The organism is Rheinheimera pacifica (genome assembly GCF_900108485.1).
In the GTDB taxonomy this organism is placed as follows: Bacteria; Pseudomonadota; Gammaproteobacteria; order Enterobacterales; family Alteromonadaceae; genus Alishewanella; species Alishewanella pacifica.
The window spans coordinates 38,205-50,772 of sequence record NZ_FNXF01000002.1 but is presented as its reverse complement, the minus strand read 5'-3'; the positions used below and the strand labels follow the sequence as shown (position 1 = coordinate 50,772).

Genomic DNA, 12,568 nt, shown 5'->3' with positions numbered 1-12,568 from the left:
CTGCCCTAATGTTTGTCAGAGCTACAGCACAAGGAAATCTTCATGCACTCTACGCTAAAAATGCGGCTGTTATTTAGCAGCCTGACCGCCGTTTTAGTTACCGTGATTACACTGGTTGGCCTTACTACCTACTTTATCCGCCATCATGCTTTGATCGACACCCAGGAAAAAATAGACCAACTGGCCATTACCTTTGCCGGTGGTGTAGGGCAGTGGATGGAGGACAAAAAAAGTAACATCAGCAGTTTGAAATCCATCATTGAAGCAGACCCGGAAGTAAATGTGCGGCTGCATTTACTGCAAACTCAAAATGCCGCCCGGTTTGGCTCTACCTTTTTTGGTAGCGAAGCAGGGGTAATGATGTATCAGGACGCAGCATTGGATAACGCCAACCTTGACCCGCGCACCCGGCCCTGGTATCTGGATGCAAAAGCTGCAGGCACTATTGCTATTACCGCGCCTTACATTAGTTCATCGTTAAAAAAACAAGTTGTTACCATCGCCGAACCGGTAATGGTTTCCGGCCGGCTGCATGGTGTGGTTGCTGCCAACCTAACTATTGAACAGTTAACCGATGCCGTTTTAAAGCTGAAAGTACCTGGCGATGGCTACGGCATTATGGTGCAAAAAACTGGCCTGATTATCAGCCACCCCGACAAAGCACTGAATGAAAAACAAATTACCGACATAGACCGCAGCTTTACGCTGCCGTGGTTAGCCCAAACTATGGGCACCGCAACGCTGACAGAGCACAAGTTGGATGGTGCCACCAAATTGGTTTACACCACTGCTATTCCACACACCGATTGGGCCTTAATTTTTGTTATGGGTAAGCAGGAGATTATGGCGCAATCTACCGGCCTGGCCTGGATTATGTCATTCGCCGGCGGTGCTTTAATGATATTGTTCGGCATTATTCTTATCGCCATTTTTAAACTGCAGTTCCGCGATTTAGAGCGCGTGGCCCAGGCACTTAACAATATTGCCGAAGGTGAGGGGGACCTTACCGTAAGCATTAAAACAGCCAGCCAGCACGATGAAATTGGCATACTCGCCTCTGGTTTTAACCGTTTTGTTTCGCGTTTACACGGCATGATTTCACGTATGCACGATATTGCCGGCCAACTGGAAGTTCAGGCCAAAAGCAGCAGTAACTCTGCCATGCAAACCAGCCAACGTATTGAAGTACAGCAAGATGAAGTCACCATGGTGGCCACTGCTGTTACTGAAATGGCTGCCGCGACTGAGGAGATTGCCAGCAATGCCGATCACACGGCGCAAACGGCACAAGATGCCGTCGGCTTGTCTGAGCACGGCAAACAGCAAGTAACAAAAAGCCAGACTTCTATTCGCGATCTGGCCCATGAAGTAGAAACAGCCGGTACCATTATTGGTGAATTAAACGCCCACTCGCAAAAAATCAGCAGCATTTTATCCACCATCAGTGGTATTGCCGAGCAAACCAACTTACTGGCGTTAAACGCCGCTATTGAAGCCGCACGCGCCGGTGATCAAGGCCGGGGCTTTGCCGTGGTAGCCGATGAAGTGCGGGTGCTGTCGCAGCGCACGCACTCATCAACGCAAGAAATTCAAACCATGATTGAAACTTTGCAACAAACTGCTGCTAAAGCGGTGAAGTCGATGACGCAAAGCCACCAAATGGCAGAAACCAGCGTAAGTGACGCCCACTCAGCCAGCGAGAGCCTGGTAAAAATCAGCCAGGCCATTCACGAGATTTCAGGTATGGCTATTCAAATAGCCACCGCAGCCGAAGAGCAAACCTCGGTTACCAGCGAAATTAACCGCAACACGGAATCTATCCGCACGGTATCAGAAAGTTTATCAACTGAAGCGCAGGCTGCCAAAGCGCAAGCGCAGGAACTGGCAAACCTTGCCGCATCACTGCAACAGGAAGTAGGCCGCTTTAAATTGTAGGGTTTAATAAAAACGCTGTGTCAGGATAAATGCCCCTCTTTACTCTTCGCAAGGAGTTAACGGGGGGCATTTAAATGTAAAGCAGGCTGTCTCTTGTGTTATTCGCGTACAAAACGGCACATACCTTTACCAAGCTCCACACCATCGCGCTCAATAAAACCGTAGTGACGGTAAAATGGCTCTTTGCCTTTGGCAGCCAATAGCCCAATGGTAGTGCAGGTGGAGGCCAATGGCTTAGTTGCTTATTGATCGAAAACAGACCGGCCGCTAACGTAGCCACAAAAGGCCATTACTCATGGCTGCCGCAACTGGTGACTACTGAGCGGGAATAATCCAGCTGCACGTCCAGGCTAGGATCATTAAACTCAGCGCGATAGGTCTGGTTAAAGAGGTTCGCCAAATCCTCAGATGACTTATTCGTTGTGCCATTGCTGGTGCCTAGTATCTGAAAGATCTCCATTATATTGCCGTGCAGGCACTCAGCTTCCGGCTCAGCTGATTCGCTGCAATACTGCGTCAGCTCCTCGCGGGCACCATTATTGTTGCTGCCGTTGGCGGTGGCCAAAAAGCGAAGCACACTAATGTAGCGGGCGGTAACTTGCTCTGGATCATCAGGCAGCGGCTCCATCGCGTCCAGTATGGCATTGGCTTTATCAAAGTCATTAGTGTTTTGGGTTTTAGCACCGCGCAGAATTAAAAACCGCGCAACATTGTTGCCTACAACATACTCGCGGTCGTTGCCGACTTCACGCATGGCGGCGATCGCCGCGTCAGCACCCTCGGTGTTATAGCGATACTCTGCACTGCAAAGTTGTAGGTGCATACGGGCATTATTATCGCTGCAAGCGGCGAGGATAGTAACAAGGGGCAAAACGAAGATTTGCCAGTAGCGCATACAGGAGTCCATTTTCTAAATCGTTGCAAGGCGCATACAAGCGACAGGGTAGTGTGTTGGTGGATGGCAAACTTATATGGGGTGCAGGGTGCTGTCAATATGGTGTATCTCTAGCATTGGCTTACTTTTAAACCATAACCCGTTGGCTTATAGCCTAAATTCCACTCATGCTTGCCGCTGACAAAGGGATTGTCGTGACCTATATGTTGCTGGGTGCATTGGTTTAGCTTAGTCCCTTGTGGGGTTACCGGGTCTTGTTTATGTCAGGCGATATACGGTTGTTGCTTGGGGCGGGACAGGTTGGGGTTGTATTTGTGGGCATATAAAAATATATCAGGAGAGGACAACGAAAAGAGAACTAAAGTCTCTTTTCGTTGTTGTTTAATTAGGCTGTGGCAACCTTTTCTGCACCGGCCTGTTCCAAAATGTCTTTGATTCGGTCTTTGTTTTGGCTGGTATATTTTACACCTACCAGAACAGAGCCTTCTTTAATGGCATCTTCATAGTACTTTATTTCATGTTCAGGAATAAAAGCACCGATGATTGCACCCAGTGAACCGCCAACAGCGGCACCTGCACCACCGGCGGCAAGCGCGGCAACTAAGGGGCCTGCTACAACAAGGCCTGCACCGCCGGTTGCTACTGCGCCGACCGCGGTCATGCCAGCGACAACTGCCGCTACAATACCGGTTGACGCTGCACCGATTACTCCGCCTTCACTGGCTTTAGTGCCTTCATCTACGGCAAAATTTTCTTTAGAGTGAGTGCCATTAGCAATAACTGAAATATCATTGTGGGTAACACCGGCACTTTCTAAACGAAAAATAGCGTTGCTGGCAGCCGAAGAACTTTTAAATAAACCTGTAATAACTTCGCTCATTTTAACTTTCCTTATGGGTAAGTGGTTTTTTGCATCCATGTAGATAAAGCAAAGAAGGTGCCAGCGCCGAATTTCTATAAAACATGATATATATTATATGGTTACAATTTGTCTGCTGTCAGCGCTGTCGTACCGTCAAGGTAACTATTGCTTGCGACTGGTAAAAGTTACCCGTCACTTTACCGGCTGACTTTCAAGCCATAGCCCGTTGGCTTATAGCCCAAATTCCACTCGCGCTTGCCGCTGACAAAGGGGTTGTCGTGGCCCATATGCTGTTGAATGCGCTGGTTTAACTCAACCTCTTGCGGCGTTACCGGGTCTTGCCTGTGCCAGGCAATAAACAACTGTTGCTGGGCGCGGGACAGGTTTAGGTTATATTTGTCGGCCATATAAAAGTAGATACGGGCTATATCACCACGCACCGGCGGGGCGGGCTCGAATACCTGTTGTTTAAAATCTACCTTAACAGGGCAGGCGCCGTATTGTGCCGGGGTAGATGGCAGTACCCCAAAGCGGAAGTTGCTGCGATCGCCGTTTACCTCGCCAATGGCTGGTACCAGGTTGTATAAATCGGCTTCCATAGCGCGAAATACGCTGTCGGTTTTTACGCAGTTTTTGCGCCCGCCGTCTTGCCAGCACTGGCGCTGGTGGCCAAAGTGATGCGCCGGCATAACGTGTTCCCACTCTATCCGGTTAGCGCGCGGGCCGTTTTTACGCACCTGGTAACCACAACCGGCTAAATCGGGAATACCTTTACCGCCTTGCCAGCGGATATCGCAATCGCAATAAAAGCTTTTCGCTTCAGGGGCATGAATGCGCTGGGCTAAACGTTTGGCCTGGTCAAAATTGGTGGGTGCAGCTAAAGCAAATACAGAAAACAGCAGCAAAAAGCTGCCGGTACAACAGGATAAAAACTTCATTCACTACCACTTACTTCAGTGAGAACAGCGTTGTAGCTGCTATCGCAGAGCTCGCCCTGCTACGATCATTTATTTTCGCCGCTCAGCTTAATCAGCCGCGCTGAACAGCAACTGACTTAATGCGTTTTACCGGCAATTTGCTCGATGCGGTGCTGCAGCGGTTTGCGCAGGCCAAGTTTAAAACCCAGTTCGGCCATAATAAATAACGGGCCAATCAGTAAGCCTGTTAAGTCATCGACAAAGGCCGGTTTTTTGCCTTCGTAATAATGGCCAATAAACTGCAGCACCCAACCGACAACAAAGAGGGCGATTGAACTGCTAAGCCAAAGCCCGAAGGGTAAGGCGGCTAATTTGCCTGCCAGCAGCAGGCTAATACCGCTAAAAACAAACATAACCAGGCCAAAGCGCAGGTCCAGCCGCAGGTAAAACGCCATACTGCCAATAAACAACAATAATGCCGGTGTAATAACCATGCCTGCCAGCGTAAATAACGGCCAGTACAGCAAGGCAAATACCGCCACCACTATTAGCGGTATGCCGGCGTAGTGGGTAAGAATATTGCGCTCATCGCGGTGGTACAAAGCGTACTGGCTTAAATGTTCGGTCAGGTTTTTCATTGTTATTCGCTGTTAGGTCAGGTGTTGTTAAGCCTAAATCCGGCATGGCAGCGGGTCAATGAGATACTTTGTTCCCAATGTAGCTAAGTTGTAAAATTGGCGTATATAGGCAATAAATTTTGCAGTTAAAGGCGTAGGCTCGCGGTGTGTTAACGGAGCTTGTTGTCAATAACACTTAGTGGTGTGAGCTTAACCACACTGCTGCCCATTCACGGATGGCTTGCATAAACCAATGAAAAATAAAGGATAGACCAATGCAAGTAATCAGTACCATGTTAAAGCGTCAGCTATTGTGGCTGACATTAGTTGTTAGTTCAGGCGTATTTTCGTCAGCTGCTGTTGCCGATGCGATTTTACATGCGTTTGACTGGCACTATGACGAAGTTGCCGCCAAAGCGACTGAAATTAAAAATCTGGGTTACAAAGCGGTATTGGTGGCACCGCCGCTAAAATCGAACGCGGGTAACTGTGCCTGGTGGCAGCGTTATCAGCCGCAGGATATCCGCGTAATTGATCATTGCAAAGGCAACAAACAGTCGTTTGTAAATATGATTAATGCCCTGAACGATGCCAACCCGGCGCGTAAAGTTGATGTGTACGCCGATATAGTATTAAACCATATGGCAAATGAGCGGAACGGCGCGACCGATTTCCCCGGCCAGGCGGCAGTAAATAGCTATGGCAGTAACAGCAGTTACTGGAATAACCAGCGCTTATTTGGCAATTTAACCCAGGGCTTGTTTGGCGCCAGCGACTTTAACCCGGCCAACTGTATCAGCAACTATAACGATGTATGGCAGGTACAAAACTGGCGGCTGTGTGGCGGCGCGGGTGATGCCGGTTTGCCGGATTTAAACCCCAACAGCTGGGTGGTGCAGCAACAGCGTAACTACTTAACGGCACTGAAAGACTTGGGCGTAAAAGGCTTTCGGGTTGATGCGGCCAAGCATATGACTATCTGGCATATTAATGAAATTTTCACCAACAGCATTAAAAGCGGCATGTACGTATTTGGTGAAATTATTACCAGTGGTGGCGCCGGTAATAATGAGTACGACAGCTTTTTATCGCCTTACCTGACCTATACCGACCATAAAGCCTACGATTTTCCGCTGTTTAGCGCGATTCGCAGCGCCTTTGGTTTTGGCGGCAGCTTAAGCCAGCTGGTTAACCCGTTATCTAACGGTCAGGCGCTGCAAAACAGCCGGGCGGTAACCTTTACTATTACGCATGATATTCCTACCAATGACGGCTTTCGCTATCTGATTATGGATGCTACCGACGAGTATCTGGCTTATGCCTACATTATGGGCCGTGATGGCGGTAAACCGCTGATATTCAGCGACAGCACCGGCACTGATAACAACCGCTGGGTCAATGCCTATAAAGCTGATCATATTGGCAAAATGCTGAATTTCCATAACCGTATGCAGGGGCAGGGCATGGAAATGCTGGCCTGGAATGATTGCGCCATTTTGTTCCGCCGAGGCCAGGAAGGGGTGGTGGGCATTAATAAATGCAGCAGCAACCAGAGCTTTAACATTAACACCAATGGCCGTTTTTACTGGTATCGCAATTACCGCGATGTGCTAAGCGGCGGCAATCTGGTTTATATCAATGGTGGCAGCTACAACTTCAGCATTCCGGCGCGCCAGGCCAGAATGTGGTACGCCGACTAAGTAGTGTGTGCTTAGTCAGCACTGAATAACGCCAGTAAATCTTCGGCCTTGCCCTGCCATGGCTGGCCCTGGCCGCCGGCAAATAGCTGGTCGGCTAGCTGGCGTTTGTGTTGCTGCAGCAGTTGTACTTTTTGCTCCACCGTATTGCTGGCGATAAGCTTATAAACAAATACGGCTTTTTTCTGGCCGATGCGGTGGGCGCGATCGGTAGCCTGAGCTTCTGCAGCCGGGTTCCACCAGGGATCGTAGTGAATTACGGTATCGGCAGCAGTAAGGTTTAAGCCGGTGCCGCCGGCTTTTAAACTGATCAAAAATACCCGGGTTTCACCACTTTGAAAGGCATCAATCTGTTGCTGGCGGTGTTTGGTTTGACCGGTGAGTTTGCTGTAGCTGATGCCCAGAGCGTTCAGCTCATCTTCTATCAGCGTCAGCATGCTGGCAAACTGGCTGAAGAGTAAAATATTGCGGCCTTCTTCCAGCATTTCCGGCAGGGTGTCGCGCAGCCATTGCAACTTGGCATTGCTTTGCACCGAACGGGCATGCTCAACCGGCACCAACCGCGCGTCGCAACAGGCCTGGCGCAGCTTTAACAGTGCATCTAAAAACTGGATCTGGCTGGCGGCCACGCCTTTTTGCACAAATAATTCGCGCACTTTGGTTTCCATAACCAGGCGGATACTTTCGTACAGGTTGCGCTGGTCGCTTTCTAATTCCAGCAGCTGCACTATTTCGGTTTTATCCGGCAACTCGCTGGCTACCTGGGCCTTGGTACGGCGCAGCATAAAGGGCGCGATACGGGCTTTTAACGCATGGGCGCGCTCGGCATCGCCATGTTTTTCAATCGGTTTGCGATATACCTGGTTAAAGTGGGCGTCATTACCCAGCAGGCCGGGCAGCACAAAATCAAAAATAGATTTTAACTCGCCTAAGTGGTTTTCCAGCGGGGTACCCGACAGCGCCAGTTTAAAATCGGCTTTTAATAAGCGCACGGCTTTGGCCGCCAGGCTGCCGGCATTTTTAATATGCTGGGCTTCGTCCAGAATAACGGCGCTCAGCGGCTGGTTCTGATAATACTTATGATCACGCACCACCAGCGGATAGCTGGTTACGATCAGATCATAATTGGCCAGTTCATTAAACAGAGGTTGGCGTTTATTACCATGAATTTGCAATACCCGCAGTTGCGGCGTAAACCGCTCAGCTTCAGCCAGCCAGTTACCCAATACACTGGTAGGGCAGATAATTAGCGCCGGGTGTTGCAGTTCACCACGCTGCTTTTGCAGCAGCAGCAGGCTTAGCGTTTGCAGTGTTTTACCCAGGCCCATATCGTCGGCCAAAATGCCGCCTAAACCAAACTCGCGTAAAAAGCTCAGCCAGCTTAAGCCCTGCAACTGGTAATCACGCAGTGATGCTTGCAGGCCCTGCGGCACGTCGCACGGCGTAATACCATTAAAATTATGCAACAGGTGGCTCAGGCGCTGTACACGCTGGGCGTTTAAAAACTGAATGTCCTTCGCGGTTTCTGGCGGTAATAATGCCGCTTTAAAGGCGGGTAAATCCAGGCTGAACTGCGGCTTATTCGGGTTTAGCAGTTCAATAATGGTGTCGATAAACGGCTGGATCAGCGCCAGCGGTAACGCCAGCTTACCTTGCGGCAATGACAACCAGATGGGTTTACCGGCGTCGGGCAGGCCGTGCTGGCGCAACCACTGGCTGATCAGCGGCAACAGCGGCACCTGGGTGCCGTCGATATCAACCTGTATGGCCAAAGCAAAACCGCCGACACTGTTGTCCTGCACCTGCAGGTAGGGCGCGTCGCTTAAGATATCCAGATTAAAATTATCATCGCGGGCGATATGCCAGCCTTGTTGTTCCAACTGTGGCAGCGCGTCCAGCAAGGGTTGCCACAGTAGCGGGTTGTCTGGCCCTTCGCCGACACCAAACGCACTTTGTTCGTTATAAGGTGGTGGCAATGCCGGCAGTTGCAGCAGTTCAAGCTGTAACAATTGCTCCAGTGCGCTGGTTTCTGTCGCCCGGTGACGTTTTATAAAAACGGTGGTGTTGTCCTGTACCAGCTCAGTTTGTGCTTGTGCCAGATTAAGCGGCAACAGGTAGCTGGCATACTGAAACTGCAGCACAGCAGTGGGTTCGCTGCGGCCTTTAGCTTTGTGTGGCAGCATTTTTAGCTGCAATACCGGCCGTGGTGTGCTGCTGATTTGCTTTAACCCGGCAGCGCTGGGTAATGGCAGGCTGGTTTGGTTAAACAGCTGCTGCAAGCGGCTGATGCTGGGCGCCAGTGCCTGCTGCGGTATCGGCGGCATTTTGTTTAACAGCTTTAACTGCGCACTGCTAAGAGCGGTGTCCAGTTCGCCTATCTGGTAGTAACTGGTGTCCAGGTAACAGGGCGGATCGGTATATACCAGTTCGAAGTCGCGGTCATCGTCGTCCAGCTGCCAGCCCAGTTGCTGGCCTGCTGCGGTATCCTGCCAGGTAAAGGCCAGGGCCCGTTTCGGCCCTTGCTGCACCGCGTAGCGCGCTTCAGAAAAAAAGCAGCGGCCACTACCCAGTAATTGTTGCAACAACTGATAACCCCAGTCACCTTCCAGTAGTGGTAAATCGCGCAGGCTTTGGGCACGGAAGTAACTGAGCAGGCGGTAATCCTGTTCATCAATCCAGTGCGGTATGCCGGGGGTCACTAAATCGTATTTGCCAATGGCAACGCCTTTGGTATAACCGCCTTTTTTGCTTTCGCGCACCCGGCGCGGGCTAAGTTGCAGCCCGGCCTGGCCGTATGACAACAGATATAGCACCACATCTTTTTCATCCTGCGCCGGGGCAAGTGATTGTTCTACCTGTTCAAACCACTGGTTAAGCTGGCGTACCGGTTGTTGTTCCAGTTGCAGCTTGTGTTGCTGGTAATCGCGTTGCAGCCGCAGTAATACGGCCAGCACATGCTTGCAGTTAGCGCCTACCGGGCAAGTACAGCGGTTTTGCAACTGCCAGGTGCTGCTGTTGTGTTTCAGGCTGATAAATTGCCGGTACGGCGTAAAGGCGGCGCCCCACACCTGAGCACTGATCTCAGATAAGTCGCTGTTGTATTCCAGCTTGACCACTTTACCGGCCTGCAAATACGCCTGAGCCCGGTGAAAGGTCACGGCATCAAACCAGTGTTCCAGCTGTTGCTGGCTAAGTGGAAACGCAGTATCGGTTGTCATAACGCCTGAATGTTGAACACAAAGGCGTAATGCTACCGCAGTTTTGCCTTAAGCCAAATGCGATAGCGTGAAATAAAATAAATTTGTGCAGATTTACCGCTCAAAGCCGCCACTGGAGTGTTAACAAAAAGCCAGCTATGTTTATTGCGGCCCGGAGCAACTTAGCCCCGTTAACACAACAAAATAACTACAGGGGTATCAAATAATGATTAAAAAACTACTGCTCGCCATAGTTGTGCTGCTGGCAATACCACTGGTAGCGGCATTATTTGTAAAGCAGGATTATAAAGTAGAAACCCAGGTGGTTATTCAACAGCCTGTGCCGGTGGTGTTTGATTACATTCGTTTTTTAACTAATCAGGACAACTTCAGTGTATGGGCCGCCCAAGACCCGAATATGCAAAAAACAGATCGCGGTGTTGACGGCACTGTGGGTTTTGTTTCGGGCTGGCATAGTGAAAATTCAGACGTCGGCACCGGCGAGCAGGAAATAAAAGCCATAGTGGAAGGCTCGCGGATAGATTACGAGCTGCGTTTTTATCAGCCTTTTGCTGCGGTGTCGCCAGCTTATATGCAAACAGAAGCCGTTAGCACAGAACAAACCCGGGTGACCTGGGGTTTTGCCGGCCATATGCCTTACCCAATGAACCTGATGCTGCTGTTTATGGATGTTGAAGCGATGATAGCGGCAGATTTACAACAAGGCCTGGAAAACCTGAAGTTAATTCTGGAAACTCCAGCGGCAGAGCCGGCAGAAACGCCGCTTAGCTGAGGCGTTAGAAGTAAAAATCCAGGCTCAGCTGCAGGTAGTCGTCACGGCGCATAAAGTACAGTGGGTCTGATGTCAGCTGGCTTTGAAAGAACCAGGCATCCAGTCTTAAACGCAGGCTGTTCGACAAACGCATAGAGGCTTCGAGCTTGCCACTGCGGCTGTTGCTGTTCCGCAAATCCTGCATAATTCCCAGCAGAATTTCGCTGCCTGCCTCATCATTGGCCACAATACGGCCACCGATAAACACATCATTCTGCCCTGGTACTGGCGCCTGCCGGTCGCGGCTGTCGTACTGGTATTCGGCTATCCAGCCCAAATCCCAGCTACTACCGAATACACCGACCTGGGTATATTCAAAGCCGGCAGTGCTGGCGATAAAGTCTTGCTGCCGGGTTTTGCGATAAATGCTTTCCAATTTCCAGGCCCAGCTACCGCTAAGCCACTGGCTGTCCAGCCCCAGTTGCTGCATCTGCAGATACACCGGCTGCAGGTTGCCAGCTGAGGTTAGCTGTAACTGCGGATCACGATTATTGCCTTCAAAATAACTCAGGCCTAAATCCAGCGCGCCAAACTGCCGGCTCCAGCGTAAGGCGAAGTCGAGGTTTTGCTCAGCCTGTGCTGACTCATAAAGCGGATTATCGCTATCTATAAGTAGCGGCGGCCTTAGGCGGCCATCAGGGCCAGGCAGGGTGCGCTCGCGAAAGTAAGGCAGCAGATACAGCGAAAAAGTACCAGCGTCGCCATACAGGTTCCAGTTTAACATCGGCTGCCCTAACTTGGTTTCGCCATCCACACTGGCGACCAGATCGGTCTGGTTAATAACATCTACCAGATGCTGCGACTCCGTCACGCCCCAAAACACGATGTCAACACCGGCTTTAATATCATAGCCTGTGCCGGCATACTGCCAGTAAGCCTGGCGCAGATCGGCCAGGTTGCGCTTGCTATCACGCTGATCCAGCCGCAAAAAAGGCTCAATGGCGACCTGGTGAGCACGGTTATCACTTTGCCAAACCCACTCGGCGCTAACGGCCACACTGCTGTGTGCTTTGGCCTGGCCTTGCTCTCCCTGCTGTGGGTAATAGCGTTGCTGCAAAGTCAGGCTGTAATCACTGCTAAGATTTTGCTGCCAGCTGTTTGGTGTAACTTCCGGGTTGTGGCCGGGTTGTGCTGTGGCTATTGCCCGGCGCTGTAATATTGCTGCGCCACTAAGCTGTGCCGCCGAGGTGGGCAGTTCTGTGTCGGTAGTACTGGCAGTATTGATAGCGTCGTGGCGGTTTTCTGCTACTGGCGCCGCAGCAACATTGATGTACTGTGCTGGCGTAACCACACCAAGCGGCTTATCGGCAATGGCCTGATAATACCATTGCCGGGCCTGCGATACCGGCGTAGCCAGCATTTGCGCCCGCTGCGGCACCTTTAATACAGCGCCGCGCTGCAGAGCGTTGATATTGTTAGCGCGAAAGGCCTGCGGGTTAGCCTGCCACAGTGCATAAACCACCTGCACCATCGCCACCTGTTCATCCGGCCGGGCTGCGGTTGCCAGTTTCCATAAGGTATCTGCCGGCTGTACCGGAGGCAGTTGCTGCGGCTGTGCCTGAGCCAGCGCAGTACAGAATACCAGAGCAGAAATCAGCTGATGCATCGCTAAAGTA

At 50.9% G+C, this 12,568-nt stretch carries 10 protein-coding genes; 3 read left to right on the top strand and 7 right to left on the bottom strand.

Annotated elements, in window-relative coordinates; all coding sequences use genetic code 11:
• Positions 1 to 42 precede the first annotated feature (42 nt).
• Positions 43 to 1,935 carry a methyl-accepting chemotaxis protein gene (locus tag BLW68_RS02760; protein WP_092789995.1) on the top strand — a complete coding sequence of 631 codons (1,893 nt, stop codon included), beginning with the start codon at positions 43 to 45 and terminating at the stop codon, positions 1,933 to 1,935.
• Positions 1,936 to 2,033: 98 nt separating this feature from the next.
• Here the strand turns inward: BLW68_RS02760 and BLW68_RS21535 are convergent, their stop codons facing one another.
• The 5 genes from BLW68_RS21535 to BLW68_RS02730 all read right to left on the bottom strand — a co-directional run bounded on the left by BLW68_RS21535 (position 2,034) and on the right by BLW68_RS02730 (position 5,247).
• Entirely contained in the window at positions 2,034 to 2,165 is a 132-nt protein-coding gene (locus tag BLW68_RS21535) for a hypothetical protein (protein WP_281246192.1), read from the bottom strand.
• A 59-nt stretch (positions 2,166 to 2,224) separates the two neighbouring features.
• Positions 2,225 to 2,830 (bottom strand): hypothetical protein, encoded by a 606-nt coding sequence (locus BLW68_RS02755; protein ID WP_143039913.1) that lies wholly within the window; start codon positions 2,828 to 2,830, stop codon positions 2,225 to 2,227.
• A gap of 385 nt (positions 2,831 to 3,215) precedes the next feature.
• Positions 3,216 to 3,710: a hypothetical protein gene (locus BLW68_RS02740; protein WP_092789988.1), complete on the bottom strand. Its 495-nt coding sequence runs from the start codon at positions 3,708 to 3,710 to the stop codon at positions 3,216 to 3,218.
• A gap of 179 nt (positions 3,711 to 3,889) precedes the next feature.
• Positions 3,890 to 4,630 (bottom strand): endonuclease, encoded by a 741-nt coding sequence (locus BLW68_RS02735; protein WP_092789986.1) that lies wholly within the window; start codon positions 4,628 to 4,630, stop codon positions 3,890 to 3,892.
• 116 nt (positions 4,631 to 4,746) lie between these two features.
• On the bottom strand, positions 4,747 to 5,247 hold the full coding sequence (locus BLW68_RS02730; protein ID WP_092789984.1) for an Mpo1 family 2-hydroxy fatty acid dioxygenase: 501 nt from the start codon (positions 5,245 to 5,247) through the stop codon (positions 4,747 to 4,749).
• A gap of 254 nt (positions 5,248 to 5,501) precedes the next feature.
• On the opposite strand from BLW68_RS02730, the gene BLW68_RS02725 reads away from it, so the two are divergent.
• Positions 5,502 to 6,926 (top strand): alpha-amylase family glycosyl hydrolase, encoded by a 1,425-nt coding sequence (locus tag BLW68_RS02725; protein WP_092789982.1) that lies wholly within the window; start codon positions 5,502 to 5,504, stop codon positions 6,924 to 6,926.
• An 11-nt stretch (positions 6,927 to 6,937) separates the two neighbouring features.
• Here the strand turns inward: BLW68_RS02725 and BLW68_RS02720 are convergent, their stop codons facing one another.
• Positions 6,938 to 10,141: a DEAD/DEAH box helicase gene (locus BLW68_RS02720; RefSeq protein ID WP_092789980.1), complete on the bottom strand. Its 3,204-nt coding sequence runs from the start codon at positions 10,139 to 10,141 to the stop codon at positions 6,938 to 6,940.
• A 205-nt stretch (positions 10,142 to 10,346) separates the two neighbouring features.
• Between BLW68_RS02720 and BLW68_RS02715 the strand changes: the two genes are divergently transcribed.
• Positions 10,347 to 10,913: an SRPBCC family protein gene (locus tag BLW68_RS02715; protein ID WP_092789978.1), complete on the top strand. Its 567-nt coding sequence runs from the start codon at positions 10,347 to 10,349 to the stop codon at positions 10,911 to 10,913.
• Between the two features lie 4 nt (positions 10,914 to 10,917).
• Here BLW68_RS02715 and BLW68_RS02710 read toward each other — a convergent pair whose 3' ends face one another.
• Positions 10,918 to 12,558, bottom strand: coding sequence for a FimV/HubP family polar landmark protein (locus BLW68_RS02710; RefSeq protein WP_092789976.1), 1,641 nt, complete (start codon positions 12,556 to 12,558; stop codon positions 10,918 to 10,920).
• Positions 12,559 to 12,568: the final 10 nt, after the last annotated feature.

What these genes read in the sequence shown, in the direction of transcription:
- BLW68_RS02760 (WP_092789995.1), top strand. Translation starts at nt 43, where the DNA reads ATGCACTCTACGCTAAAAATGCGGCTGTTATTTAGCAGCCTGACCGCC.
- BLW68_RS02755 (WP_143039913.1), bottom strand. Translation starts at nt 2,830, where the DNA reads ATGCGCTACTGGCAAATCTTCGTTTTGCCCCTTGTTACTATCCTCGCC.
- BLW68_RS02740 (WP_092789988.1), bottom strand. Translation starts at nt 3,710, where the DNA reads ATGAGCGAAGTTATTACAGGTTTATTTAAAAGTTCTTCGGCTGCCAGC.
- BLW68_RS02735 (WP_092789986.1), bottom strand. Translation starts at nt 4,630, where the DNA reads ATGAAGTTTTTATCCTGTTGTACCGGCAGCTTTTTGCTGCTGTTTTCT.
- BLW68_RS02730 (WP_092789984.1), bottom strand. Translation starts at nt 5,247, where the DNA reads ATGAAAAACCTGACCGAACATTTAAGCCAGTACGCTTTGTACCACCGC.
- BLW68_RS02725 (WP_092789982.1), top strand. Translation starts at nt 5,502, where the DNA reads ATGCAAGTAATCAGTACCATGTTAAAGCGTCAGCTATTGTGGCTGACA.
- BLW68_RS02720 (WP_092789980.1), bottom strand. Translation starts at nt 10,141, where the DNA reads ATGACAACCGATACTGCGTTTCCACTTAGCCAGCAACAGCTGGAACAC.
- BLW68_RS02715 (WP_092789978.1), top strand. Translation starts at nt 10,347, where the DNA reads ATGATTAAAAAACTACTGCTCGCCATAGTTGTGCTGCTGGCAATACCA.
- BLW68_RS02710 (WP_092789976.1), bottom strand. Translation starts at nt 12,558, where the DNA reads ATGCATCAGCTGATTTCTGCTCTGGTATTCTGTACTGCGCTGGCTCAG.